This window comes from Pseudalkalibacillus sp. Hm43 (assembly GCF_051842935.1).
In the GTDB taxonomy this organism is placed as follows: Bacteria; Bacillota; Bacilli; order Bacillales; family Fictibacillaceae; genus Pseudalkalibacillus.
In genome coordinates this window covers 2,103,529-2,128,682 of sequence record NZ_JBPXRR010000001.1, presented here as the reverse complement: position 1 = coordinate 2,128,682, position 25,154 = coordinate 2,103,529, and the positions used below count along the sequence as shown (strand labels likewise).

The window sequence follows — 25,154 nt, the reverse complement described above, 5'->3', positions numbered from 1 at the left end:
GAAATGCCTGAATTACCTGAAGTTGAAACCGTCAGAAGAACATTAGAAAACCTCGTGCTTGGTAAAACGATTGAAGAGGTTACCGTCAGTTGGCCCAAAATCGTCAAACATCCGGATGATCTGAAGGAGTTCAATGCACTCCTTTCAGGTCAGACAATCAATTCGATCGGCCGTCGTGGTAAGTTCCTGAAAATTTTACTGGATGATGTGGTTCTTGTTTCCCACCTTCGAATGGAAGGACGATACGTATACGTAGAAGGGGATGAGGAACCGGATAAGCATACCCATGTGATCTTCCATTTTACAGATGGATCGAAGCTCTGGTATCGGGACGTTCGAAAGTTCGGGACCATGCACGCTTATTCGATTGGTGAGGAAGAATTGAATAAGCCGCTCGTCCAACTCGGTCCTGAGCCATTGGACGGTGCGTTCGATCCGGATGAGCTTTGGGAAAAGCTGCAGAAAACATCACGGAAAATCAAGCCAGCATTGCTCGATCAAGCAGTACTCGTCGGGCTCGGCAACATTTATGTGGATGAAGCGCTATTCCGGATCGGTCTTCACCCCGAAACGATCGCTAAAACTTTGAGCAAAAAGCAAGTGATGGAATTGCATCAGGCAATTGTAGCCACTCTACAAGAAGCGGTCGACCAGGGAGGTAGTACGATCCGATCGTATGTGAACTCTCAAGGGGACATGGGCATGTTCCAGCAAAAGCTTGCCGTCTATGCAAGAAAAGGAGAACCTTGTGTGAACTGCGGTCGTGAGATTGAACGGATTGTTGTCGGAGGCAGAGGGACTCATATCTGTCCGAACTGTCAAAAGTAACATCATAAAATGCTGAATTCGGCGTACGTCGGATGGGCCCCAGCCATATACTATCCTAGTGTTATTTCGGGGAGGATGTATAGAAGTGACAGGATGGGTAGCTCTCTTGATGTTAACGATCGCTGTCAGCATGGACAGTTTCGGCGTCGGTGTCACCTATGGCGTTCGACGGATGAAGATCACAGTATTCTCCATCATATTGATTGCGGTTTGCTCTGCCATGATGCTGCTTGCAGCAATGAACCTGGGATCCATCATCAGTACATTTTTATCTCCCGCCATCGCAGAGAAAATCGGCGGTGTATTGTTAATCAGCTTAGGATTCTACGTCCTATGGCAATTTTTCAAGAAAAATGAGGAACGACCAGATAAGAAATCAGATGCTGACTCGATGTACATCTGGAACATGGAAATCCGTTCACTTGGGATCGTCATCCAAATATTGAGGACGCCGGATGCAGCGGATATCGACCGTTCCGGGACGATTACCGGACTGGAAGCTTTGTTGCTCGGGCTTGCCCTTTCATTGGATTCGTTCGCAGCAGGTCTCGGTGCGTCCTTGCTCGGATTTCCACATCTGCAGACCGCGTTGTTCGTATCAACGATGAGTGCGATGTTCCTCGTTACCGGCATGAAGGTTGGAAAGATCCTTTCGAATTTACCGACCATGCGTTTTTTCAGCTTTTTGCCAGGGATCATGTTGATCGTGTTAGGTTTTTTTAAATTGTGAGGTGTTTACGTTTGATTGTAGGATTGACAGGTGGGATTGCGAGCGGAAAGAGTACAGTTTCAGGCATGATTCAATCGCTTGATATCCCTGTAGTAGATGCTGATCAGATCGCCCGGCAGGTCGTCTTGCCGGGTGAAAAAGCATATGAAGACATTGTAGCAGCTTTTGGTGAAGAAATTTTGGACGAGAACCGTACATTGGACCGGAAAAAGTTAGGTGCGATCATTTTCAACGATGAAGAAAAGCGAAAGACACTGAACGGCATCGTCCATCCTGCTGTCCGTAAAGAGATGATGGCTCAAAAGGATGAACATCTGAAGCATCATAAGGATGTTGTGCTAGATATCCCTCTCCTTTTCGAAAGCAAATTGACCCACTTGGTCGATAAGACATTGCTTGTGTTTGTAAGTTCGGATACCCAGCTCCAGCGGTTGGTTGAAAGGGATCAATCTACAGTAGAGGAAGCCCGGTCTCGTATCGGATCACAAATTCCGTTGGATGACAAAAGACAATGGGCAGATGAAATCATCGATAACAATGGAACGATTGAAGAGAGCAGAGAACAGCTGTTACATATCTTCTCAAAATGGGCGATTCTATAGGTAGAACCCAATAATGACAGTTTATTGAACGAAAGAGGCCGGGCGTCGGCCTCTTTTTTTCCTTTTTGTTAAATTTAGTGTTCCCTTTGACATACAATATGTTATACTAATTTTAGATTTTCAGAAAAAAGTATAGCACTTTAATAGTGGAGGGATCTCATCATGAAAGCTAGAGTAGCAATTAATGGATTTGGACGTATCGGAAGAATGGTATTCCGTAAAGCGATGAAAAATGATCAATTAGAAATCGTTGCGATAAATGCAAGTTATCCTTCTGAAACACTTGCGCATATGGTCAAATACGATAGCATTCATGGCACTTATGACCTTGAAGTTGAAGCGAAAGAGGATGCGCTCGTTGTTGACGGTAAAGAAGTGAAGCTTCTTAGCAACCGTGATCCTAAGCAACTTCCATGGAAAGAAATGAACGTCGATATTGTCATCGAAGCAACTGGAAAGTTCACTTCCAAAGAAACGGCTGGCTATCACATGGAAGCTGGAGCGAAAAAAGTCATCATCACGGCTCCTGGTAAAAACGAAGACATTACGATTGTCATGGGCGTAAATGATGACGCTTACAAGCATGACCAACACGATGTCATTTCCAATGCATCCTGCACAACAAACTGCCTTGCACCTGTTGTGAAGGTACTAGATGAGCAGTTTGGAATTGAAAACGGTGTCATGACGACTGTCCATGCCTATACGAACGACCAAAAGAATATCGATAACCCACATAAAGACTTGCGTAGAGCGCGTGCATGCGGCCAATCCATCATCCCGACTTCCACTGGTGCTGCTAAAGCGATCGCAAAAGTCATGCCTCAGCTTGAAGGCAAGCTTCACGGAATGGCACTTCGCGTACCGACTCCGAACGTGTCCCTTGTCGACTTAGTCGTCGATTTGAAAGTGGACGTATCGGTTGAGCGTGTGAATGAAGCGCTTGAAAGTGCTTCGCAAGGTTCAATGCAAGGCATTCTTGGATACTGTGCGGATCCACTTGTATCCATCGACTTCAACGGTAACGAAAATTCATCCATCATCGATGCGATGTCTACGATGGTCATTGAAGGTCGTAAAGTGAAAGTACTTGCTTGGTATGATAACGAGTGGGGCTATTCTTGCCGCGTCGTAGATCTTACTGAAAAAGTTGCACAACACTTATTGGCGGAATCCAACAACAAAAGTGTGTTAGGAACCGTTTGAAATAAACGAGAAAAGGGTCAGGATTGAACCGATTTTGGTTCAATCCTTTTTATTTTGATGAAAAATGAGTTAAGCGAGCAAAATTTAGAAGCAATTCTGGTCAGTTTCCCGAATTATGGAGTTGTTCTTGCCAAAATGTCTGTTTGTCTCTCGAAAATGAAGGAACATCTTGCCATAATCTATACTTGTTTTGCCGAAATACAGGTATGTCTTGCTTTTTGAGTCGATTGTACTACTAAATCCAAACATCCCCGCCCTCTGATTCCCCATTCCCATGCCCAGCTTGACCTCAACCTAGAAGTTTTCTAATCCTATAAAAACTTAGGCTCAAAAATAGGTTCAACGTCCATGTTTTCAATGCTTTTTCTAGTGGAAGGGTACATATATATGGAGGTGAAGGATGTAAAAATATTTCTTGCAAAAACGTAGGAAAAGAAGTATACTGTTCATCGTGAACTTCAAGTTATAAGCAAATTTAGGAACTGGATACTACTTAAAGGGTTAGGACCTCTTTGGACTAACTTTCCCCCGTGGTAAATTTCCATTTCCGCATGCTTTTGAAGGCATGATTATTAAAACAAAGGGGGACTATGCAAATGGATACAATGGGACGTCATGTGATTTCTGAATTATGGGGATGTGACTCTGAGAAGTTGAACAATATGCCATATGTTGAACAACTTTTCGTTGAAGCTGCTTTAAAGTCGGGTGCTGAGATCCGAGAGGTAGCTTTTCACAAATTTGCACCACATGGTGTAAGCGGAGTCGTCATCATATCTGAATCACACTTGACCATACACAGTTTTCCAGAGCATGGTTATGCAAGTATCGATGTATACACGTGTGGAGATCTAGACCCTAATGTCGCTGCGAACTACATTGCAGAACAGTTAGGCGCAACATCCAAAGAGAACTTTGAACTTCCAAGAGGAATGGGTCCTGTAAAAGTAGGACAGAAGAAAGTATCTGCATATTAATTTAACAACACAAGCAAACGGGTGTGCATCGAGCACACCCTTTTATTATGGAGCTGAAGCCGCCTATACGAAAAGAGCTTGTCAGACACCAGCCTTTCTAATATCATGGTAGAAAGGGTATATTTTTAATCTCGAATGCGAATTTTACGTTTTTATCATAGAATTCGTTCATCGATCATGGGGTTGGTTTTTTTATGAGGTGTCCAAATTGTCAAAACAACGGAACAAGGGTGCTCGACTCACGTCCTGTACATAGCGGTCGATCCATTCGCCGCAGACGGGAATGCGAAGCATGCAATTATCGATTCACAACCTTTGAAACGGTTGAGGAGATCCCACTTGTCGTCGTCAAGAAAGAAGGAACACGAGAAGAATTCAACCGAGACAAAATCCTGAGAGGATTGATCAAGGCTTGTGAAAAGCGTCCAGTACCACTTGAGAGGCTGGAAGAAGTGGTCAATACGGTTGAAAAGGATTTGCGCAACGATGGCGTTTCTGAGATTCAAAGCAAAGATATCGGTGAGCGGGTGATGGATCATCTCGCTGATATCGATGAGGTCGCCTATGTCCGTTTTGCTTCCGTCTATAGACAATTTAAGGATATCAACGTATTTATCGATGAACTGAAAGAACTTCTAAAAAAAGAGGACGAGTAAAGAGCTTAACAACGATAAGCTCTTTTTTTCACTTAAAGGAAGTATAAATACTTTCTAAAATATTAGGGCAACTAAGGCTCAGCCCTCGCCAGAAGGCTTGGCTTTGCCAAGTTTACTTTTACACTATTTAAGATAGATAAGGTGAAGCTTAATGAGTAATTATTGGAAGGAAATCCTGCCTGTCGATCGATATGAGGTTTGCAGCAGAAGCCGTATCCAATTTGATGATTTGAAAGTGATCACGCTCTTGTATCAACCATTGGTGGGTGCCAGAGCATATAGCTTGTATATGACCTTGTTTGGAGAACTTTCTGCAGGGGACTCATCACACCACAGTTTGATGAATCATACTCAGATGAATCTACAACACATATACGAAGAACGAAAAAAGCTTGAAGCGATCGGTCTTCTGAAAACATATCGAAGCAGCGTTGATGATGAGCGAGCGTTTCTCTATGAACTGCAGCCAGTGCCGAAGCCAGAGGAGTTTTTCCAGGACGATGTACTCAGCGTCTACCTTTATGGACGTTTAGGGAAAGAGCGGTACTTGGAAATCAAGAAGCGCATTTGTTTACCTCAACAAAAGAGTTTCGAAGCGTTCGATGAGGTGACAGCAAGTTTCAATGAAGTTTTCCATTCCCTTCACCAATCGGAAATCCGTGCTGGTCTGAATTCCGAAATCACCGGAACAGCTGTGCACAATCCAGTGGATGAAAAAGGGAACACACCTCGATTTTCTCATGATGAATTTGACTTTGACACACTCGTGAAAGACTTGAGCAGCTTCATCATTCCTTCTGAAGTTTTAACGGAAAAGATGCGAGAGGCAATCCACCGGCTGGCATTCATCTATCAAATAACGCCTCTCGAAATGAGCAGTATCGTGCAGCAGGCTTATTTCAGGGACGATGAGCTAACTGAAAAAGCACTTCGGCAGGAGGTACAACGTTGGTACAAGATCGAAAAGCCGGGACAATTGCCACGCCTCAGTGAACGAAAACAGGAACCACAAAAAGCACAAGAGGACCGCAAAGAACAGTCGCCAGAAGATATCATGATTCAGACGTTTGAATCGATTTCTCCGAGAGCGCTCTTGGAAAGATACAGTGAGGGTGGACGAGCTGCAAGTGCAGACTTACGCTTGATCGATTCGATTATGTTTGATCAGAAGCTGCCGGTCGGGGTCATCAATGTGCTGATTGATTATGTACTCAACACGAATGATATGAAACTCATCCACAGCCACGTCGAGAAGATCGCTAGCCAGTGGAAGCGGAAAAAGATTTCGAGTGTACGAGAAGCGATGGCTCTTGCCAAGGCGGAGCATCAAAACTATCAGGCTTACAAACAGCAAAAGAAATCGACTCCGAACCGAAACTATCAGCGGAACACGAACAATGTCCGTAAAGATAAATTGCCGAAGTGGATGAATGACCAACAACCACAACAGGATGGTCAAAAGACCGCTAACGAGAAAGAAGACGTAACCGAATCGGAAGAAAAATGGTTAGAAGAATATTTAAAGGGATTATAGGGGGTGCGCGAAATGAAATCCATATCTGACTCAATGCAAGGGTTTTCCGATCGTACGAAAGTACAAAAACAGATGATGGCTGTCAAAAGCAAAGTCTTGTCGCATCCCGATTGGAAAGCATTCCATCAAGAACATCCCGAAATTACGAATGACATGATCGAACGGAGCCTTCCTAGATTGCTCGAGTATGTACAGGGATCGAAGAATTGTGAAGGCTGTAAGAGCGTAAAGCAATGTCAGAACATGATTCCTGGGTATGAGCCTGAACTGTTCATCAACGGGAGTATCATCGACATCTCCTATAATCGCTGTCCGAACAAAGTGGCGAACGATGAAATGGAAAAGCTGCAATCGATGATCAAGAGCTTTTTCATACCAAGGGATATCCTTTCGGCTACGTTCGAACAGTTCGATAAGAATGATCCGGAACGGAAAAAAGCGACCTTGAATGCTGCCAGGTTTGTGGAATCTGTATCGAATCCGGATGTCGATTCAAAGGGCTTATACATTCATGGAAGCTTTGGCGTCGGAAAAACCTATTTGATGGGGGCAATCGCCAATGCCCTTGCCAAGAAAAAGATCCAAACGATGCTCGTGTATACGCCGGACTTTTTCAGAGAGATGAAGTCAGCCATCGGAGATCAAACATTGGATGAAAAATTGGACATGATCAAAAAGGCGCCTGTCCTCGTCCTAGACGATATCGGTGCTGAGTCGATGTCGAGCTGGGTCCGGGACGAAGTGCTCGGCTCTATTCTCCAATATCGGATGATGGAAAAACTACCGACCTGCTATACTTCGAATTATGATTATGACGAGCTGGAAGAACACCTCGCCTACTCGCAAAAAGCAGGAATCGAGCAGTTGAAAGCAAAACGGATCATGGAGCGGATCCGCCATTTCACGACGCCAGTCGAATTGAGCGGGGATAACCGTAGAATGACTTAGGAAAAGGAAGACCGCTGTTGAGCGGTCTTTTTCTTTTAGAATAATCTTCCTTTCCATTCATATATTGTAGCAATGAACGTGGACAAGGAGGATTAAGGTTGGTTACGATCTATTTCCTAGATGAGAATGAAGGACATTACCTGTATAGACGTGTCAGAAAGTTGATTAGCAACCGAAGCATATCCAACCGGTCTACTCCCGTAAAGGTCTATTATACGGAAGATCACGCCCTGAATATTGATATGAATCCTCGGGATCCGGTTAGTGAAATGGTCAAACCTACGATTTTGAATTTTTTTGCGAAGCATATTATCCGTACACGAGAAATCGGATGGATTCTCAGGATTTTAGAGCATCAGTATTACTTTGAAAATGAAGATGAACAACAGCAGATCCTATCGATTGTCCAAGCTTTGATGGATGGACAGCATGAGGACCTTCCTAAAATTCGTGGTCTGCCCAACCGGGAAGATGTGATTGTGGATGCGTTGGAAAGCTTTTTTGATTGTGAAATGATGTTTTCCTATGAATCGTTCCTGCAGTTTCGATTGAAACCTTACCGGGAGCTACTCCAGGAATACATTGAATGTGGAATCGACGAGTTCAAGCTTGAACAGGAATACCAGGATTTCATCCATCAGTTACGGCAATTCGTAAAAGCGCGAGTCTCTTTGTTCAGCATGGTACATCTCATTCACGACAGAGATGAGTTCCGGTTGTTCAACCAGCACAATTATGAACTGACTGAAGAAGATATCACGGGTTTGTTGAAGGAAAACCAACAGTCCTTCCATGATTTGATTGCATCCAATCTACTGAAGTTGTTGATTGTCATCGCACCTTCGAAAATTTGTCTCTACACAGATGATCCGGATTCGTCCATGAACCAGACGATTCAGAACATCTTCCAAGAAAAAGTACTCATCTTGCCTCATCAATCTTTCCAAGTCCGACATAAGAATTCATGATCTGTAAAATGGGCTTGATTTTCTTTGGTGAACTGAATATAATACTACATAACAAAACAACCATACCAAAGTTTCGATGAGGACATGAGTCTTTTCTAGTACGGGTTACCAGAGAGAAGGGCATTAGCTGAAAGCACTTCACCGCGTCAAAAGGACTTACCACCTCTGAACTTCAACGGGGAACTTTCTAAGTATCCGTTGACGGCAGATGACCGTTACATGATTCCAAGTGCCGGATTTTTGTATTTGTACATATCCGGAACGAGGGTGGAACCGCGAGTACAACACTCGTCCCTTTCTTAGGGACGGGTGTTTTTTATTTATTAAAAAATCTGAGGTTGTAATGAGGAGGAGTTAGAATGGCACAAATTGATATCATTTTTCCGGATGGGTCCAGACGAACGTATGAGAGTGGCATTACAACCGAAGAGATCGCAGGTTCCATCAGTCCAGGGTTGCGAAAGAAAGGCATCGCTGGAAAACTGGACGATCGACTCATCGATTACCGACGTCCGATCCATGAAAGCGGCAAGTTGGAAATCATCATGCCGGATTCAGAGGAAGGCCTGGAAATCATTCGTCACAGTACAGCACACTTGATGGCTCAGGCGATCAAACGTGTTTTTAAAGAGGAAAAGATCCAACTCGGTGTCGGTCCAGTCGTTGAAAACGGATTTTATTATGACATCGATATGGATCACCGTTTGACAGAGGAAGATTTTCCGGCCATTGAAAAAGAAATGAAGCGGATTGTCGAAGCGAACTTAGAAATTATCCGGGAAGAAGTAGACCGAGAAGAAGCGATCCGTCGATATGAAGAATCGGGAGATGAGTTGAAGGTAGAGCTTGTTGGAGCGATACCGGAAGGCGAACCCATCACGTTTTACCAGCAAGGTGAATTCTTCGATCTTTGCCGTGGTGTACACGTTCCTCAAACAAGCAAGTTGAAGGTGTTCAAGCTGATGAACATTTCAGGTGCTTATTGGCGAGGGGACAGTGACAATCAGATGCTGCAAAGGGTGTACGGTACAGCTTTCAACAAAAGTGCCGAACTCGAAGAACACCTTCATTTCCTGGAAGAAGCGAAAGCACGTGACCATCGTAAACTTGGTAAAGAGCTGGAGTTGTTCATGTTCTCGGAAGAAGCACCTGGCATGCCATTTTACCTGCCGAATGGTCAGTTCATCCGAAATGAGCTGGAAGCCTTCTCCCGTTCCTTGCAGCTGAGGAATGATTATGACGAAGTCCGCACACCGTTGATGATGAATCAGCGGCTTTGGGAGAAGTCGGGGCATTGGGAGCATTACAAAGAGAACATGTACTTTTCCGAAGTGGACAGTACGAAATTCGCGATGAAACCAATGAATTGCCCGGGGCATATGCTGATCTTTAAAAACTCGCTCCGATCTTATCGAGATTTGCCGATCCGGATGGCGGAGTTCGGTCAAGTTCATCGCCACGAATACAGCGGTGCCTTGAACGGAATGATTCGGGTGCGGACGTTCTGTCAGGACGATGCACACATTTTCGTAACACCTGAACAGATAGAGGGAGAAATCAAGTCAGTCTTTGCTCTGATTGACGAGATCTACTCAGCGTTTGGATTCGAGTACAGTGTCGAGCTATCCACTCGACCGGACGACTCGATGGGGAGTGATGATTTGTGGGATCAGGCGGAAGGTGCGCTGAAAAACGTGCTTTTCGATTTAGGAATCGACTATTCCTTGAATGAAGGAGATGGTGCGTTTTACGGTCCGAAAATCGATTTTCACATCCGGGATGCCTTGAAGCGAAGTCATCAATGCGCAACGATTCAACTCGATTTTCAGATGCCGGAGAAATTCGATCTCACTTACATCGATGAAAACAACGACAAGGTAAGGCCTGTCGTCATCCACCGGGCTGTGTTCGGCTCGATTGACCGGTTCTTCGGAATCCTCATCGAACATTTCGCAGGTGCTTTCCCAACTTGGCTCGCTCCCGTGCAGGTCAAAATTTTACCAGTTTCTCATGTCCATGAAGGATATGCGAAGGAGCTCTCTCAAAGGTTGAAGGATGAACAGATTCGCGTTGAGCTCGATCTGAGGGAAGAAAAGCTCGGTTACAAAATCCGTGAAGCCCAGATGAAGAAGGTTCCGTATACGATCGTTGTCGGTGACCAAGAGGTTGAACAGCAAGCGGTCAATGTGAGAAAGTACAGTGTGGATGAATCGAATACGTACTCGATTGAAGCATTCATAAGTGAAGTCTTAAATGATATTCATACAAAAAAGATAGAAGAACATAGGAGTGTGAACCATGTCTAAAGTGAACATTACGTTTCCAGATGGAGCTGTTAAAGAATTTGATAAAGGTGTAACAACTGAAGAAATTGCTGCTTCCATCAGCCCTGGTTTGAAAAAGAAAGCCATTGCTGGAAAGCTTGACGATCAAGTGCTTGATCTTCGTCAACCAATCGAGCGTGACGGAGCGATTACGATCGTCATGCCGGATTCTGAGGAAGGTCTTGAAATACTCCGTCATAGTACGGCTCACTTGATGGCTCAAGCGATCAAGCGTGTATATAAAGATGAAAAGATTCAGCTCGGTGTCGGTCCGGTCATCGAAAACGGCTTCTACTATGACATCGATATGGAGCACCGTTTAACAGAAGAAGATTTTCCTGTGATTGAAAAAGAAATGAAAAAGATCGTGGACGAAAACCTTGAAATTACACGTGAAGAGGTCAGCCGGGAAGAAGCCATCCGCCGTTACAAAGAGATGGGCGATGAGTTGAAGGTGGAACTCGTTGAGTCGATTCCGGAAGGTCAGCCGATCACGTTCTATCATCAAGGTGAGTTTTTCGACCTTTGCCGTGGGGTGCATGTTCCCCAAACAAGCAAGCTGAAAATATTCAAGCTGATGAACATTTCAGGCGCGTACTGGCGTGGAGATAGCGACAACCAAATGCTGCAGCGTGTCTACGGGACTGCGTTCAACAAGAAGTCAGAGCTTGAAGAGCACCTTCATTTCTTGGAAGAGGCGAAAGAACGTGACCACCGTAAGCTTGGTAAGGAGCTGGAGATCTTTACGATTTCACAAAAAGTCGGTCAAGGATTGCCGATCTGGCTTCCGAAAGGGGCAACGATCCGTCGCGTGATTGAGCGTTATATCGTTGACACAGAAGTGAAGCTTGGTTATGACCACGTCTACACACCACACCTTGGTAGTGTCGAGCTTTACAAAACTTCAGGTCACTGGGATCACTATCAGGAAGACATGTATCCTGCAATCGAAATGGAAAATGAGCAGCTCGTGTTGCGACCGATGAACTGCCCGCACCATATGATGATTTATAAAAATGCGATGCACAGTTATCGTGATCTGCCGGTCCGTATCGCTGAACTCGGTACGATGCACCGTCATGAAATGTCCGGAGCGCTTGCTGGGTTACAACGTGTCCGTTCCATGACGTTGAATGATGCGCACATTTTCGTCCGACCGGATCAGTTGAAGGAAGAGTTCATCCGAGTGGTACAGTTGGTTCAGAAGGTGTATAAAGACTTCGGCATCAACGATTACAAGTTCCGTCTCTCTTACCGTGACCCTGCGGATAAAGAGAAGTACGTCGATAATGATGAAATGTGGGAAAAAGCACAAGCATTGCTGAAAGAAACGATGGAAGACATGGACTTGAACTATGTAGAAGCTGAAGGTGAAGCGGCGTTCTATGGTCCTAAGCTGGATGTTCAGGTGAAGACAGCACTCGGTAAAGAAGAAACGCTATCCACTGTACAGCTTGACTTCCACTTGCCTGAGCGCTTTGACCTTACGTACAAAGGAAGCGATGGTCAGGATCATCGTCCGGTCGTCATCCACCGTGGAGTCGTATCCACAATGGAACGTTTCGTCGCATTCTTGATCGAGGAATACAAAGGTGCCCTACCGACATGGTTGGCTCCCGTCCAGGCAAAAATCATCCCGGTTTCTTCTGTTCACATGGACTATGCTTACAAAGTGAACGAAGAGCTGAAGGCGAGCGGAATCCGCGTTGAAGTCGATTCTCGTGAAGAGAAGATCGGATACAAGATCCGTGAAGCGCAAATGAAGAAGATTCCTTACATGCTCGTTGTCGGTGATCAAGAGATCGAATCCAATGCTGTGAACGTACGTAAGTATGGTGAACAGGATTCCGAAACGGTTTCATTCGAGAGCTTTAAAGAGAAGCTGCTCACTGAAATCGAGCATAGCTAAGTTTTAAGTTGGAGAGACGTTCCATGAATGGAGCGTCTTTTTTTGTTAGTAAAATAGTGCTGAGTTCCCCAAGCTGACCTGGATTCAATGCCATTCGGAAGATTTTTGTACCAAAAATCGTCTATATAGGTCAGTGAAGGGTTGAATCTTAGAAAAATTCCTCTTGAAATAATCGGAAAGATGAGATATGCTATAAAGGTTGAATTGAGCACAGGTCACGAACTTGACACTGTGTTGCATCGATGATATGATTCTAATGTGATAATAATCGAATATTCTTGTAAAAGCAGAAGCACCCGCTTCTCACCTGATTGGCGCACTTGCGTGCAGCTGGCAGGTACAATGAACGAGATCTCCAAAAAGATCGAACTTTCAGTGTGGGTGTGGTATGCGCCGACGCTTTTTCTATTTGGTTTTAAAAAATAGATTGCTTTTTACAAGAAGATATTAGGTTGTAAAAATCGATGGAGGTGGCTCATTATTAGTAAGGACATGATGGTCAACGAAGGCATTCGCGCTCGCGAAGTACGCCTAATTGGCGCCAATGGTGATCAAATTGGCGTGAAATCTCGTCAAGAAGCACTTGAAATTGCTCAAAACGCAAACTTGGATCTTGTTCTTGTTGCCCCTAACGCGAAACCACCGGTATGCCGAATCATGGACTACGGTAAGTACCGTTACGAGCAACAGAAGAAAGAGAAAGAAGCGCGTAAGAATCAGAAGACGATTACGACGAAGGAAGTTCGTCTAAGTCCGAATATTGAAGAACACGATTTCAATACAAAGCTTCGAAATGCGAAAAAGTTTCTTGAAAAAGGAAACAAAGTCAAAGCTTCCATCCGCTTCCGCGGTCGTGCGATCACTCACTCCGAGCTTGGACGTGAAGTGCTCATGCGAATGGCAAAAGAGTGCGAAGAACTTGGAACAATCGAATCCAAGCCGAAGATGGAAGGCCGTAGCATGTTTTTAATCCTTGCTCCACTTGCTGAAAAGCAGCAATAACTGTCTGCTACGAACAGTTCTAACGGACCAGAGGATGTACAAGTATTCAAAGGAGGAACTTTATTATGCCTAAAATGAAAACTCATAAAGGGACTGCTAAGCGATTCAAGAAAACTGGAACTGGTAAATTGAAGCGTGCACACGCGTTCACAAGCCACATGTTCCGAAACAAGTCTCAAAAGCAAAAGCGTAAGCTTCGTAAATCTGCTCTTGTTTCTAAAGGTGACTACAAGCGCATCAAAGACATGATCTAAATCGGAAATTCAAAAGTCATCCGCTGACTTTTGAACCCGTTCGAACTTAAACATTTTACTGAAAAATTTAGGAGGGATTACAATGCCAAGAGTAAAAGGTGGCTATGTAACACGTCGTCGTCGTAAACGCGTCTTAAAACTTGCAAAAGGTTATTTTGGAGCAAAACATAAATTATTTAAAGTTGCTCAGCAACAAGTATTCAAATCACTACGCTATGCGTACCGTGATCGTCGTCAAAAGAAACGTGATTTCCGTAAGCTTTGGATCACACGTATCAACGCAGCAGCTCGTATGAACGGAATTTCTTACAGCCGCATGATGCACGGATTGAAGCAAGCTGGAATCGACGTTAACCGTAAGATGCTAGCTGAACTTGCAATCAACGACGAAAAAGCATTCGCAGAACTTGCATCTAAAGCAAAAGACAGCCTAAAGGCGTAAACTTTTCAAAATGAGGGGATTGACTATTAGAGTCAATCCTCTTTTTACATAACAATGGGGTTGGGTTTCGAGAGCAATTATGTCCTCGTAAATGCTGAAATCCTAAAATGAGGGACAGCAAGAGGCTCTTTCTATCCTCAAAACTGCTGAAATCCTAAAATGAGGGACAGCAAGAGGCTCTTTCTATCCTCAAAAATGCTGAAATCCTAAAATGAGGGACAGCAAGAGGCTCTTTCTATCCTCGAAAATGCTGAACTCCCAAAATGGAGGACAGTAAGAGGCTCTTTCTATCCTCGAAAATGCTGAAATCCGAAAATGAAGGACAGAAAGCGGCTTGGATAGGCGTACTAACAAGGCTATATTCCTTAGACGGAGGTGATCGGATGGGTCAGACGGCTACTACATGTGAGCTTTGCGGTCGAGAAGGTGTACAAACGACCGAGCATCACCTTGTTCCGCGTGAATATGGTGGAACTTTCGGAGAAACGGCCCAGCTCTGCATTCCTTGCCATAAGCAGGTGCATGCTCTTTTTACAAATGAGGAACTGGCCACCTTATACCCGGACTTGAAGTCGCTTAGAGCAAACGAAAAAATCCATAAATACATCAAGTGGATCCGCAAGAAGCCTTCATCAGCCATCCCACTCACCCGTAAATCCAACGCTAAGAAAAGGAAAGGCAAACGATGATCATACTTACTATATTCATAGCACTCAATCTATACGGACTCATCATCATGTACATGGACAAAAGAAAAGCGAGACAGCAGCAGTGGCGAATTTCGGAAGGACACCTCTGGATTGTCGCCATCATAGGCGGAGCCGTCGGCATATTCACCGGAATGCGCTTGTTCCGTCACAAGACGAAGCATGCTACTTTTAAATACGGCGTACCTGCGATCATCGCGCTTCAAGCGATCCTCTATTTCTATTGGTACGTCTAATCCATCGGTCATACTCATATCATTGTAAATGGGGGGATGTAGATGGAACAGCATGCGATGCAACTCATCCACTGGCTTGGCGCAAGCGGTGCATTAGCCCCAATCCTATTTATTTTCCTGCACATTCTACGGCAATTTCTGTTCATACCTGTCGGCTTCATTTGTATATTAGGTGGGGTAGCTTTCGGTGTCATTTTCGGTACGATCTACTCGTTAATTGGCATTACACTTGTCAGCCTGTATTTCTATTTTTTAGTGAAGTCGCTTCCGAAGTCGTACAGCAGGTTTATGAAACTGAAGGAAAGATGGTTCGGTAAACGCTCCACCCTTTCATTCGGTCAGATCACGATTTTACGACTTGTGCCTTTTCTCCATTTTCATCTCATATCACTTTGCTTGATTGAAATCACCCGCAATTTTAAAGATTATACAAGAGCTTCAGTGTTCACGAATGTGCCGCTCGCGATTGTTTACACGTCGGTAGGAAGCTGGCTCAACCAACTCACTGTTCAGTGGATGCTAACCCTACTCTTTATCCTCGCCGTTCTATTCTATGCATTGAGGCGAAAGGAATGGGTCTACAAATGGCAGGAGTTCTTTGCTGAAGCACGGTAAAAGGAGACGGAACCGATTCCGTCTCTTTCTTTTTGTTTTCAAACGACCTGCAATCACTGATATACTTTTAACAGCTAGATCAGAAAGGGGAATCAGCATGAATTTGAAGCTACAATCCTTATTTGAAATGCAGAATGAATTGGATCGAAGAATAGAACGAGAACGAGGTCTTGAGAACGAGGACTTGGTCGATAAAAAGATACTTGCGCTTCAGGTCGAACTTGGAGAGCTCGCAAATGAAACGAGATGCTTTAAATTCTGGAGTTCAAAGGCTCCTTCTGAACGAAGTGTCATACTAGAAGAGTTTGTGGATGGCATCCACTTCCTCCTGTCTCTCGGACTGATCCTTCCGTACGATGTACCGCAACAAATGCAGGTGCCGGAACTGGTACAAGAAAACCTTGTCGATGCATTCCTGAAAGTGTATGAAGACCTTACGAATTTGAAAAACAATCGTGAGGATGTCAATAATTACGTCACTTTAATGGAAGACTATCTGATGATCGGGCGTTTATTAGGATTCACTTCTGAAGAGATTAACGAAGCCTATTTATCTAAAAATGAAGTGAACCATTCTCGTCAAGATCAAGGGTATTAATCCATAACGATAACGTACAGACATCAGGAGGATCTTCATGAACAAATTAGACGAGACACTTACCATGCTGAAAGAACTGACCGATGCAAAAGGGATTCCGGGCGATGAATCGGAACCACGAGAAGTGATGCGCAAATACATAGAGCCGTACGCGGACGAAGTATATTGCGACAACCTGGGTAGCTTGATTGCGAAGAAGGAAGGGTCGAAGAATGGACCGTGCATCATGATGGCAGGGCACCTGGATGAGGTCGGATTCATGGTCACGAGAATCGACGACAAAGGTTTCCTTCGGTTTCAAACGGTCGGAGGCTGGTGGGGTCAAGTCATGCTGGCGCAACGGGTTACGGTAAAAACTAAAAAAGGCAATGTGGTCGGAGTGATCGGATCGAAACCGCCGCATATTCTTTCGCCGGAAGCACGTAAGAAACCGATGCCGATCAAAGATATGTATATCGATATTGGAGCGGGAAGCAAGGACGAAGCGATGGGATTCGGTGTGAGGCCGGGGGATTCCGTCATTCCTTATTTTGATTTTACCGTGATGAGCAATCCGAAAATGTTGCTTGCCAAAGCATTCGATAACCGGATCGGTTGTGCGATCGTCATAGATACGATGCGCCAACTCAAAAAAATCAAACATCCGAATACGGTTTATGGCGTCGGAACCGTTCAGGAAGAAGTCGGTTTACGAGGTGCAAAGACCGCTGCGAACCTTATCAACCCGGACATTGCCTTTGCGATTGATACAGGAATTCCAGGTGATACACCGGGTGTGACTGACCGTGATGCCTTGTCCGTTCTAGGTGAAGGTCCTCAAATCATCATATATGACGCAAGAACGATTGCCCACCGTGGATTAAGAGACTTCGTGCTCGAAACAGCGGAAAAGAACAACATCCCTTATCAGATCGACACGACTGCAGGTGGGGGAACAGATGCAGGAAATATCCACATCAGTCACGATGGAGTACCAGCAGTATCCATCACCATTGCGACTCGATACCTCCATACGCATGCTTCCATGATCCACCGTGATGATTATGAGAATGCGGTGCGCTTGATGGTCGAGATCATCAAAGGACTTGATCAGAAGCAGGTTGAAAAAATCATTCAATGTTAATACGAAAAAAGGACCTGCAGCTGAGGTCCTTTTTTTATGGATGTATGGGTTATTGAAGTCCTTCTGACAAGATTTCAAGCAGTTCATTCTTCTCATTCTCATCGGCATTCTGCCAAATGACTTCAAACAGTACGCCGAGACCAGGGAGCATTTTTTCTTCGCCACTCTTGATTGCTTCCATAATCGTGCTTTCCAGTTCATCATGACTGTTACCGGAAACGTTGGCCAAAACCGCTTTTCTTAAGTTCAAATCCATACCTTTTCACCTCTTATTTGTAATTGGAGTATTGCTCATAGCATTTGTATGTTGATAGTTTTTATCCAGTTTCATTGGATTATGTATCAGATTGACGTATAATATCATTATTATTTCGAGGAATTAAAGGAATGAAGGCCATGAATCGAATTACATCACCAAAAAATGGACGAGTGAAAGAATGGAAGAAGTTGAAGAGCCGTAAAGGTCGGGAAAAAGCAGGTGCCTTTATCATTGAAGGTCCTCATCTGATCGAGGAAGCGTTGAACCATCATGCTGAAGTCACCGACTTGATCATCGAAGAGTCTTTCCGTGTACCGCATGAATGGCATACGGGCAATGTGACGACCTGGCTCGCGACGGATTCCGTCATCAAAGAACTGACGGATACGGAAACGCCTCAAGGAATTGTGGCGATTGTCCAATTCCAACAAGAAAAGCATGAACTGAATCCGGAGGGTACATACATTTTAATTGATGGGATACAAGATCCAGGAAACCTCGGAACGATCATCCGTACGGCAGACAGTTCGGGGGCAGATGGCGTCATACTCGGTCAAGGGAGTGTAGACGTCTATAACAGCAAAGTGCTCCGCTCCACACAAGGATCGATTTTCCACATGCCAATCCTGAAGGGTGATTTGACCGACTGGATTCCGACGTTAAAAGAAAAAGGAATCAAAGTATATGGCACTGCATTGGAAGGTGGCGTTCCCTATACTGATGAAAAACCGGACGGTGGATACGCGCTGATTTTAGGGAATGAAGCTAATGGTGTCCATCCAGATCTGTTGGCACAGACGGATCAGAATCTATACGTGCCGATCTATGGAAAAGCAGAGTCGTTGAACGTAGCGGTTGCGGCTGGTATCTTGCTGTATGGTTTAAAGTTGAGCCAATAGGTCGATAATAGTTGCATGAACGAAATGGAACTTTTATAATACAGTAGTAGAAAACAATTGGATAAGATATGAAAAACGATGATGGAAAGTAGTACATTATTTGTCACCTTTCAGGGAGAGCGTGCCATAGACTGGGAGCATGCTTATGGTTGAGGTAATGGAATTCAGTCCGGAGTTGCCTTTCGAACACTGGTCGTGTTGTGCGATGAGCTAAGATTGTGCCGGGAAATCCGTTAAATGATGAAGTGAACAATTGTGTTTTTTTGTGATTGTTAATTAGGGTGGTAACGCGAAACCTTCGTCCCTTTGTGGGGGCGGAGGTTTTTTTAATTTCATTTTTGCTCTCCTATCGTCTCTTTCCGTATGGTGAGTCACTTACAAACAAGTTTGACGATGACTCACATACTTCAAGAGACCGTTCGTTCCACTCACAAAAAACTTTTTGGATAGGAGAGCAATGAGGATTATTCGAGGTTGTACTAGGTTTTAGATTAGCCAGGGTGAAATACGTGTAAGTTTGGACTTATTTTTGAATTCATTTTTTAAGAAGGATAAAGGAGGAACTGTTATGCAAGAACGTTTGATGACCTTGCAAGGTGAGGCTGTAGAGAAGATTGAGAAAGCAGCTTCACTGAAAGAATTGCAGGATATCCGTGTCGAGTATTTAGGAAAGAAAGGCCCGATTACGGAAGTGTTGAAAGGAATGGGGAAACTTCCGGCAGAGGAGCGACCGAAAATGGGTCAGCTCGCCAATGAGGTGCGTGACGCCATCACTCAGAAAGTCGAAACAAAGCAGGAAAAGCTTGAAAGAGAAGCGCTCGATGCGAAGCTAAGTAGTGAGACCATCGATGTGACATTACCGGGACGCCCGGTTCGTAAAGGGAATGCACACCCTCTTACGGCTGTCATTGAAGAAATTGAAGACTTGTTCATCGGAATGGGCTTCTCTGTTGCAGAAGGTCCTGAGGTAGAGACGGACTATTATAATTTTGAAGCATTGAACTTACCGAAGAATCACCCGGCACGTGATATGCAGGATTCCTTCTTTATTACAGAAGACATTTTGCTTCGTACGCAAACGTCACCGGTTCAAGCGCGTACGATGGAAAAGCATGAAGGAAGAGGACCTGTCAAAATCATCAGCCCTGGTAAGGTATACCGCCGTGATACAGATGATGCGACACACTCCCATCAGTTCATGCAGATTGAAGGGCTTTACGTTGATAAAGATGTCCGTATGAGTGATTTGAAAGGTACGTTAACGTTGTTCGCTCAAAAGTTGTTCGGTGCAGAGAGAGAAATTCGTTTACGTCCGAGCTTCTTCCCGTTCACTGAACCATCGGTAGAAGTGGATGTATCTTGCTTCAAATGTAACGGTAAAGGCTGCTCGATCTGTAAACGTACAGGCTGGATTGAAATATTAGGTGCTGGAATGGTACATCCGAACGTACTTGAAATGGCAGGATTCGATTCCAAAGAGTACACAGGATTCGCATTCGGAATGGGACCAGAACGAATCGCCATGCTGAAATACGGCATCGATGATATCCGTCATTTTTATGCGAATGATGTTAGGTTCCTAGAACAATTCAAACGAGCTTAGTTGTTGTTTAAAAAGTGCGGTAAACATAGCTATCGAATTTCTTTGTTGTGTTTCCACTCCGGTCCTCAAGTAGTTGCAATCTACGTTCCGGTCCTCGTGGCTTCCGCGCCTCGAACTTCTCTGCTCTGTTTGTCCTCTTTTTAAACTTAGATTGAAATTGAAGTAGTGAAAATGAACTGATGAATCAAGGGGAGTGAAATCATGTTAGTATCCTATAATTGGTTGAAAGAATACGTCGATCTGGAAGGTGTCACGCCAGATGAGCTTGCAGATCGCATTACGAAAAGCGGAATAGAAGTTGAAGGCGTCGAATCCTTGAACAAAGGGATCTCTGGTGTTGTCGTCGGACATGTGGAAGCATGCGAGCAACATCCGAACGCTGATAAATTGAACGTGTGTAAAGTGAACATCGGTGAAAACGAGCCGGTCCAAATCATTTGTGGTGCTCCAAATGTCGCTGCAGGTCAAAAGGTTGCTGTCGCGAAAGTCGGCGCAGTCTTACCAGGTGATTTTAAAATCAAAAAAGCGAAGCTCCGTGGTGAAGCCTCTCATGGTATGATCTGTTCTCTTGAAGAGCTTGGTGTTGATGCGAAAATGGTGCCGAAAGAGTTCGCTGATGGCATCTATGTTCTAAAAGAAGATGCAGAAGTCGGATCGGACGCGCTTGCGGCTCTGAATCTAGACGATCATATTCTTGAACTCGGACTTACACCGAACCGTGCGGATTGCTTGAATATGGTAGGGGTGGCTCACGAAGTTTCGGCGGTGCTTGAAAAACAACTGAACTTGCCGAAGCCCACTTTATCCGAAACAACCGAGTCTGCATCAGACTACATTTCTGTGAACATTGAAGACCTTGAAGACAATCCATACTATGGGGCGAAAGTGATTCGGAACATCCAGGTCGGTCCATCTCCTGAATGGATGCAAAATCGTCTGATCGCAGCTGGTATCCGTCCAATCAACAATGTAGTTGATATCACGAACTATGTATTGCTCGAGTACGGTCAGCCGTTACATGCCTTCGACTACGATCGTTTCGGTTCCAAAGAGATCCTCGTTCGCCGTGCGAAAGATGGGGAAGAAATCGTTACATTGGATGACGAGAAGAGGAAACTGGAAGCGCATCACCTTGTCATTACGAATGGTTCTGAGCCAGTCGCAGTTGCAGGTGTGATGGGTGGCGCGGATTCTGAAGTGTCTGATACGACGACAACTGTGTTGCTTGAAGCGGCTTACTTCAATCCGTCACTTGTACGTCAAGCATCAAAAGATCTTGGACTACGAAGTGAGTCATCGACTCGTTTTGAAAAGGGAATCGATCGAAACAGAGTATATGAAGCAGCTAACCGTGCTGCTCAACTACTTGAAGAGTTTGCAGGTGGAGAAGTACTGGAAGGTATGGTCGAAGCGGGCCCAAGATATGTCGATCATTACAACGTCACGGTCAGCGGTACCCGTGCAAACAAAGTGTTGGGGACATCCATCCATACGGAAGATATCCACGAGATCTTCAACCGCCTTGGTTTTTCTTATGAAGTAGAAGAAGACGTATTCAATGTGGAAATTCCAGCGCGACGACCGGATATTACGTTGGAAGAAGATTTGATTGAAGAAATCGGACGAATTTACGGCTATGATCGAATTCCGACGACTCTTCCGGAAGGTTCAACGACTCCAGGGGAATTGAATCCTGCTCAGAAGAAGCGTCGTCTTGTACGTCGTTATCTTCAAGACTCAGGTCTCTATCAAGCGATTACGTACTCCTTGACGACAGAGAAAAAAGCTAACCGTTATCACGGATTGACAACGGAAGACCAACCTGCTTATGTTGGGGTTTCCATGCCGATGAGCGAAGAACGTGCTGTTTTGAGACGTACGATCTTACCTCAACTGTTAGAGGTCGTCCAATACAACCAAAATCGCCAAATCAACGATGTCGCGGTATTTGAAGTTGGTTCGACTTACATGACAGAGGAATCAAACCTGAAGAGTCTACCGAATGAACATCAGAAGCTCGCAGGAGCGTTCACTGGGCTATGGCATACACACCCTTGGCAACAAGAGAAGAAGCCAGTCGACTTCTACGTTGTGAAAGGTGTGCTCGATGGTCTGTTTGAAAAGCTTGGATTGAACGAGCGTATTGAGTATCAACAAGCTAAACGTGAAGGATTCCATCCAGGTAGAACGGCGATTCTTCTTCTCGATGGGAAGCAGATCGGAATCGTCGGTCAATTGCACCCAGCGGATCAGAAAGATTGGGACATCAAAGAAACGTATCTGTTCGAACTTGAGCTGGATGAATTGTTCTCAGCGGACGTACCACCAGTGGTTTACAACGCCCTCCCGCGTTACCCATCCATTACCCGTGACATTGCACTGATTCTGGATCAGGATGTGCAAGCGGGTGAAGTCCAGGCAGGGATTCAAGCTGCTGGAGGAGACTTGCTGAAACAAGTATCCATCTTCGACCTTTACGAAGGTGAGCATATGGATGAAGGCAAAAAATCCGTGGCGTATTCACTTACGTACTACAACCCTGAAAAAACGTTAACGGATGAAGATGTTGAAAAGGTCCACCACAAAGTGATCGACTATGTGAAAGACCAATTCAATGCAACAATGAGAGGATAAATAGAAAGGGTAGATGACCGTAATCCGTCGTCTACCCTTATTTTTTGCGCTTTTGATTCACAAGCTTCATCGCTTTTTGAGTGTTTGCAAAGTGGGATTTGCTGATGCTTTTCAAGAAATCCGAGCTCTTTCTCATGACGATCTTTGCAGCTGCTTCATCTACAAGAGGTCCCGCTCCTTTAGGAATAGTGACGCCTGCATGTTCAGACAATTCATCCATCTTTTTCAAAAAGGCATAACGAGCGATGATGGAGGCCGCAGCAACAGCTAAATGCAATTCCTCTGCTTTCGTTTCAAAAAAGAAAGGAAGGTTATCGCCTGGCTGTTGGTTCGTATGTCTGAAGAACACCTCTGGCTCACAAAATTGGTCGATCAACACGCCTTCTACATCTTCTGTATCAGAAATTTTATCAAATACTTTACGAATCGCTTGCTGATGAAGCATCGCTTTCATTTTCCCTTGTGACAATCCTTTTGCTTGAAGTTCATTATATTTCGGATTCGGCAGGACCATCAAGCTGTATGGAATCGTTTGGATCAGACTTTTTGCAATCTCAATGATCTGAGGGTCTTTCATCATTTTGGAATCCTTTACCCCAAGCTCTTTGACCAAAGCCATATTTTCTTTGGACACAAAAGCTGCAACGACTGTGATCGGTCCGAAGAAGTCTCCCGTTCCGACTTCGTCTGAGCCGATCAAGGACATGGACGAAACATTTTCAGGTGGTAGATAGGCATGCTTCTTCCGTTTCTTGTCAGAACTTGGTTTGCTGTCTTTTTCGATAGAACCCCAACGGGAAGCCTCTTCTTCAGCGGCTGGACCTTGAAAGAGGATTTTACCTGATTTATAGGCCGTGACCGTACATCCATTGACCTTCGCGACGAAAAGCCCTCCTTGAGGGACTTTCGGTTGTATGTAGGGTTCATAAGCATTTTGGATTTCATCTATTTTAGTCTTACTCAGTTTCAATACGGCATTTGCCATTCCATTTCACCTTCAATTTCCTATGTAATTAGTGCCATACCCTCATTATAACGAAGCAAGAAGCTCAGCGGGAATCGAATTTAACTTGATTTGCCAATGACATATTCAGTAAAATAGAAGAGGACTTATGTTAATCTTTGTAGGACCGTGTTGATTTTTAAAAAATCAACTTCATTCGATCGACGAACTTTATGTTAAAATATGTCAAGAGCAAAAGTCTCATTATTCTCATTCTTACCTGTTCATGTTAAGATAATGATTAGTCATTTACGAGTTAGGAGGCTTTTGGGTGTCTAACCAAAATCGAACGACAGTACATATATTCGGTCAACAATATACAATCATTGGTGAAGAGGGGGCTGGGCACGTTAATAAAGTGGCGGACCTGGTCGATCAAAAAATGAGAGAGATCCGTCACCAAACGAACAATCTAGATACGAAACAACTTGCCGTTCTAACAGCGGTCAACATTACGAATGATTATCTCAAACTGGTAGAAAGAGTGAAACAGTTAGAGGGAAAGAAAGAGGAATAAAAGGATGGTCGATTTACTTTTAATAGGGGTTTTAATTGTCGGTTTCTTAATTGGGTTACGTAGAGGTTTGATCCTTCAACTCGTTCATTTAACAGGATTCATTGCCGCTTTCATCGTTGCCTATCTGTATTTTGATGATCTAGCTCCAAAACTACGCTTGTGGGTTCCATACCCGACGATTTCAGAGGGCAGCTCATTAGCCATTTTCATGAATTCAGGCTTTTTGGAAGATGCCTACTACCGTGCAATCGCGTTCGCGATGCTGTTTTTCGGAACGAAAATACTCCTACAAATCTTAGGATCCATGTTGGATTTCTTGGCTGACCTGCCAATTTTACGGACAATCAACGGCTGGCTTGGTGGTGTACTCGGATTTGTAGAAGTGTATCTCGTCATCTTCCTATTCTTGTATATCGCAGCGCTAGTACCGCTCGATTCCATACAATCCGCCATGTCCGATTCATTCATAGCAAAGGCGATGGTGGAACATACGCCGGTTTTCTCTGAGAAAATCAAGAGTATCTGGATAGCGGAGATCAATACAAAAATTTGATGATTTAAAAAGTTCAAAGGATAAGGA

General features: G+C 44.4%; 26 protein-coding genes and 3 other annotated features. Of the genes, 24 read left to right on the top strand and 2 right to left on the bottom strand.

The window, feature by feature from the left end; translation table 11 throughout:
- The first annotated feature begins 3 nt into the window (after positions 1-3).
- The 19 genes from mutM (at position 4) to ACSVDE_RS11190 (ending at position 17,659) form a co-directional block, all read left to right on the top strand.
- Positions 4-828, top strand: a complete 825-nt coding sequence (gene mutM / locus ACSVDE_RS11280) for a DNA-formamidopyrimidine glycosylase (protein WP_439300985.1) — start codon at positions 4-6, stop codon at positions 826-828.
- Positions 829-913: 85 nt separating this feature from the next.
- Positions 914-1,558 carry a sporulation membrane protein YtaF gene (gene ytaF / locus ACSVDE_RS11275; RefSeq protein ID WP_439300984.1) on the top strand — a complete coding sequence of 215 codons (645 nt, stop codon included), beginning with the start codon at positions 914-916 and terminating at the stop codon, positions 1,556-1,558.
- Positions 1,559-1,569: 11 nt separating this feature from the next.
- Positions 1,570-2,160 (top strand): dephospho-CoA kinase, encoded by a 591-nt coding sequence (gene coaE / locus ACSVDE_RS11270; RefSeq protein ID WP_439300983.1) that lies wholly within the window; start codon positions 1,570-1,572, stop codon positions 2,158-2,160.
- A 162-nt stretch (positions 2,161-2,322) separates the two neighbouring features.
- The gene (locus ACSVDE_RS11265) at positions 2,323-3,366 is read left to right on the top strand and encodes a glyceraldehyde-3-phosphate dehydrogenase (RefSeq protein ID WP_439300982.1); all 1,044 of its coding nucleotides are present in this window, start codon (positions 2,323-2,325) and stop codon (positions 3,364-3,366) included.
- A 596-nt stretch (positions 3,367-3,962) separates the two neighbouring features.
- On the top strand, positions 3,963-4,343 hold the full coding sequence (gene speD / locus ACSVDE_RS11260) for an adenosylmethionine decarboxylase (protein ID WP_439300981.1): 381 nt from the start codon (positions 3,963-3,965) through the stop codon (positions 4,341-4,343).
- A gap of 194 nt (positions 4,344-4,537) precedes the next feature.
- Positions 4,538-4,999 (top strand): transcriptional regulator NrdR, encoded by a 462-nt coding sequence (gene nrdR / locus ACSVDE_RS11255; protein ID WP_439300980.1) that lies wholly within the window; start codon positions 4,538-4,540, stop codon positions 4,997-4,999.
- Positions 5,000-5,150: 151 nt separating this feature from the next.
- Positions 5,151-6,533 carry a replication initiation and membrane attachment family protein gene (locus ACSVDE_RS11250; RefSeq protein WP_439300979.1) on the top strand — a complete coding sequence of 461 codons (1,383 nt, stop codon included), beginning with the start codon at positions 5,151-5,153 and terminating at the stop codon, positions 6,531-6,533.
- Positions 6,534-6,545: 12 nt separating this feature from the next.
- Positions 6,546-7,481: a primosomal protein DnaI gene (dnaI, locus tag ACSVDE_RS11245; RefSeq protein ID WP_439300978.1), complete on the top strand. Its 936-nt coding sequence runs from the start codon at positions 6,546-6,548 to the stop codon at positions 7,479-7,481.
- Positions 7,482-7,579: 98 nt separating this feature from the next.
- Positions 7,580-8,449: a sporulation protein YtxC gene (ytxC, locus tag ACSVDE_RS11240; protein ID WP_439300977.1), complete on the top strand. Its 870-nt coding sequence runs from the start codon at positions 7,580-7,582 to the stop codon at positions 8,447-8,449.
- Positions 8,450-8,513: 64 nt separating this feature from the next.
- Positions 8,514-8,748: a binding site (T-box leader), on the top strand.
- A 60-nt stretch (positions 8,749-8,808) separates the two neighbouring features.
- Positions 8,809-10,755 carry a threonine--tRNA ligase gene (thrS, locus tag ACSVDE_RS11235; protein ID WP_439300976.1) on the top strand — a complete coding sequence of 649 codons (1,947 nt, stop codon included), beginning with the start codon at positions 8,809-8,811 and terminating at the stop codon, positions 10,753-10,755.
- A complete protein-coding gene (gene thrS, locus ACSVDE_RS11230) occupies positions 10,748-12,682 on the top strand; it encodes a threonine--tRNA ligase (protein ID WP_439300975.1) in 1,935 nt (644 codons plus the stop codon). The genes thrS (ACSVDE_RS11235) and thrS (ACSVDE_RS11230) overlap by 8 nt, the downstream gene beginning before the upstream one ends.
- Positions 12,683-12,960: 278 nt before the next feature.
- Positions 12,961-13,094: a sequence feature (ribosomal protein L20 leader region), on the top strand.
- 80 nt (positions 13,095-13,174) lie between these two features.
- Entirely contained in the window at positions 13,175-13,684 is a 510-nt protein-coding gene (gene infC / locus ACSVDE_RS11225) for a translation initiation factor IF-3 (protein WP_226546739.1), read from the top strand.
- Positions 13,685-13,749: 65 nt separating this feature from the next.
- Positions 13,750-13,938 carry a 50S ribosomal protein L35 gene (rpmI, locus tag ACSVDE_RS11220; RefSeq protein ID WP_439300974.1) on the top strand — a complete coding sequence of 63 codons (189 nt, stop codon included), beginning with the start codon at positions 13,750-13,752 and terminating at the stop codon, positions 13,936-13,938.
- 82 nt (positions 13,939-14,020) lie between these two features.
- Positions 14,021-14,380 carry a 50S ribosomal protein L20 gene (rplT, locus tag ACSVDE_RS11215; RefSeq protein WP_439300973.1) on the top strand — a complete coding sequence of 120 codons (360 nt, stop codon included), beginning with the start codon at positions 14,021-14,023 and terminating at the stop codon, positions 14,378-14,380.
- 383 nt (positions 14,381-14,763) lie between these two features.
- The gene (locus ACSVDE_RS11210) at positions 14,764-15,069 is read left to right on the top strand and encodes an HNH endonuclease (protein WP_439300972.1); all 306 of its coding nucleotides are present in this window, start codon (positions 14,764-14,766) and stop codon (positions 15,067-15,069) included.
- Positions 15,066-15,323 (top strand): DUF1294 domain-containing protein, encoded by a 258-nt coding sequence (locus tag ACSVDE_RS11205; RefSeq protein WP_439300971.1) that lies wholly within the window; start codon positions 15,066-15,068, stop codon positions 15,321-15,323. Before ACSVDE_RS11210 ends, ACSVDE_RS11205 begins: the two co-directional genes overlap by 4 nt.
- Before the next feature lie 42 nt (positions 15,324-15,365).
- Positions 15,366-15,938, top strand: a complete 573-nt coding sequence (locus ACSVDE_RS11200) for a TVP38/TMEM64 family protein (RefSeq protein ID WP_439300970.1) — start codon at positions 15,366-15,368, stop codon at positions 15,936-15,938.
- A 97-nt stretch (positions 15,939-16,035) separates the two neighbouring features.
- Positions 16,036-16,536, top strand: a complete 501-nt coding sequence (locus tag ACSVDE_RS11195; protein WP_439300969.1) for a dUTP diphosphatase — start codon at positions 16,036-16,038, stop codon at positions 16,534-16,536.
- A gap of 37 nt (positions 16,537-16,573) precedes the next feature.
- Complete coding sequence (locus tag ACSVDE_RS11190; RefSeq protein WP_439300968.1) at positions 16,574-17,659, top strand: M42 family metallopeptidase; 1,086 nt, start codon at positions 16,574-16,576, stop codon at positions 17,657-17,659.
- Between the two features lie 49 nt (positions 17,660-17,708).
- Here the strand turns inward: ACSVDE_RS11190 and sspI are convergent, their stop codons facing one another.
- Positions 17,709-17,915: a small acid-soluble spore protein SspI gene (sspI, locus tag ACSVDE_RS11185; protein WP_226546732.1), complete on the bottom strand. Its 207-nt coding sequence runs from the start codon at positions 17,913-17,915 to the stop codon at positions 17,709-17,711.
- A gap of 140 nt (positions 17,916-18,055) precedes the next feature.
- Here sspI and ACSVDE_RS11180 point away from each other — a divergent pair, with 140 nt between their 5' ends.
- The 3 genes from ACSVDE_RS11180 to pheT all read left to right on the top strand — a co-directional run bounded on the left by ACSVDE_RS11180 (position 18,056) and on the right by pheT (position 23,054).
- Positions 18,056-18,817, top strand: coding sequence for a TrmH family RNA methyltransferase (locus tag ACSVDE_RS11180; protein WP_439300967.1), 762 nt, complete (start codon positions 18,056-18,058; stop codon positions 18,815-18,817).
- Positions 18,818-18,886: 69 nt separating this feature from the next.
- Positions 18,887-19,126, top strand: a binding site (T-box leader).
- Between the two features lie 259 nt (positions 19,127-19,385).
- Positions 19,386-20,420 carry a phenylalanine--tRNA ligase subunit alpha gene (gene pheS / locus ACSVDE_RS11175; RefSeq protein WP_439300966.1) on the top strand — a complete coding sequence of 345 codons (1,035 nt, stop codon included), beginning with the start codon at positions 19,386-19,388 and terminating at the stop codon, positions 20,418-20,420.
- Positions 20,421-20,621: 201 nt separating this feature from the next.
- Positions 20,622-23,054, top strand: coding sequence for a phenylalanine--tRNA ligase subunit beta (gene pheT, locus ACSVDE_RS11170; protein ID WP_439300965.1), 2,433 nt, complete (start codon positions 20,622-20,624; stop codon positions 23,052-23,054).
- 37 nt (positions 23,055-23,091) lie between these two features.
- Here pheT and rnhC read toward each other — a convergent pair whose 3' ends face one another.
- Positions 23,092-24,039 carry a ribonuclease HIII gene (rnhC, locus tag ACSVDE_RS11165; protein WP_439300964.1) on the bottom strand — a complete coding sequence of 316 codons (948 nt, stop codon included), beginning with the start codon at positions 24,037-24,039 and terminating at the stop codon, positions 23,092-23,094.
- A 289-nt stretch (positions 24,040-24,328) separates the two neighbouring features.
- Between rnhC and zapA the strand changes: the two genes are divergently transcribed.
- Positions 24,329-24,574 carry a cell division protein ZapA gene (gene zapA / locus ACSVDE_RS11160; protein ID WP_226546727.1) on the top strand — a complete coding sequence of 82 codons (246 nt, stop codon included), beginning with the start codon at positions 24,329-24,331 and terminating at the stop codon, positions 24,572-24,574.
- 4 nt (positions 24,575-24,578) lie between these two features.
- On the top strand, positions 24,579-25,127 hold the full coding sequence (locus tag ACSVDE_RS11155) for a CvpA family protein (protein WP_439300963.1): 549 nt from the start codon (positions 24,579-24,581) through the stop codon (positions 25,125-25,127).
- Positions 25,128-25,154: the final 27 nt, after the last annotated feature.

Coding starts and splice junctions, on each gene's coding strand:
- mutM (WP_439300985.1), top strand. CDS start 4: ATGCCTGAATTACCTGAAGTTGAAACCGTCAGAAGAACATTAGAAAAC.
- ACSVDE_RS11265 (WP_439300982.1), top strand. CDS start 2,323: ATGAAAGCTAGAGTAGCAATTAATGGATTTGGACGTATCGGAAGAATG.
- speD (WP_439300981.1), top strand. CDS start 3,963: ATGGATACAATGGGACGTCATGTGATTTCTGAATTATGGGGATGTGAC.
- nrdR (WP_439300980.1), top strand. CDS start 4,538: ATGAGGTGTCCAAATTGTCAAAACAACGGAACAAGGGTGCTCGACTCA.
- ACSVDE_RS11250 (WP_439300979.1), top strand. CDS start 5,151: ATGAGTAATTATTGGAAGGAAATCCTGCCTGTCGATCGATATGAGGTT.
- dnaI (WP_439300978.1), top strand. CDS start 6,546: ATGAAATCCATATCTGACTCAATGCAAGGGTTTTCCGATCGTACGAAA.
- thrS (WP_439300976.1), top strand. CDS start 8,809: ATGGCACAAATTGATATCATTTTTCCGGATGGGTCCAGACGAACGTAT.
- thrS (WP_439300975.1), top strand. CDS start 10,748: ATGTCTAAAGTGAACATTACGTTTCCAGATGGAGCTGTTAAAGAATTT.
- infC (WP_226546739.1), top strand. CDS start 13,175: ATGATGGTCAACGAAGGCATTCGCGCTCGCGAAGTACGCCTAATTGGC.
- rpmI (WP_439300974.1), top strand. CDS start 13,750: ATGCCTAAAATGAAAACTCATAAAGGGACTGCTAAGCGATTCAAGAAA.
- rplT (WP_439300973.1), top strand. CDS start 14,021: ATGCCAAGAGTAAAAGGTGGCTATGTAACACGTCGTCGTCGTAAACGC.
- ACSVDE_RS11210 (WP_439300972.1), top strand. CDS start 14,764: ATGGGTCAGACGGCTACTACATGTGAGCTTTGCGGTCGAGAAGGTGTA.
- ACSVDE_RS11205 (WP_439300971.1), top strand. CDS start 15,066: ATGATCATACTTACTATATTCATAGCACTCAATCTATACGGACTCATC.
- ACSVDE_RS11200 (WP_439300970.1), top strand. CDS start 15,366: ATGGAACAGCATGCGATGCAACTCATCCACTGGCTTGGCGCAAGCGGT.
- ACSVDE_RS11195 (WP_439300969.1), top strand. CDS start 16,036: ATGAATTTGAAGCTACAATCCTTATTTGAAATGCAGAATGAATTGGAT.
- ACSVDE_RS11190 (WP_439300968.1), top strand. CDS start 16,574: ATGAACAAATTAGACGAGACACTTACCATGCTGAAAGAACTGACCGAT.
- sspI (WP_226546732.1), bottom strand. CDS start 17,915: ATGGATTTGAACTTAAGAAAAGCGGTTTTGGCCAACGTTTCCGGTAAC.
- ACSVDE_RS11180 (WP_439300967.1), top strand. CDS start 18,056: ATGAATCGAATTACATCACCAAAAAATGGACGAGTGAAAGAATGGAAG.
- pheS (WP_439300966.1), top strand. CDS start 19,386: ATGCAAGAACGTTTGATGACCTTGCAAGGTGAGGCTGTAGAGAAGATT.
- pheT (WP_439300965.1), top strand. CDS start 20,622: ATGTTAGTATCCTATAATTGGTTGAAAGAATACGTCGATCTGGAAGGT.
- rnhC (WP_439300964.1), bottom strand. CDS start 24,039: ATGGCAAATGCCGTATTGAAACTGAGTAAGACTAAAATAGATGAAATC.
- ACSVDE_RS11155 (WP_439300963.1), top strand. CDS start 24,579: ATGGTCGATTTACTTTTAATAGGGGTTTTAATTGTCGGTTTCTTAATT.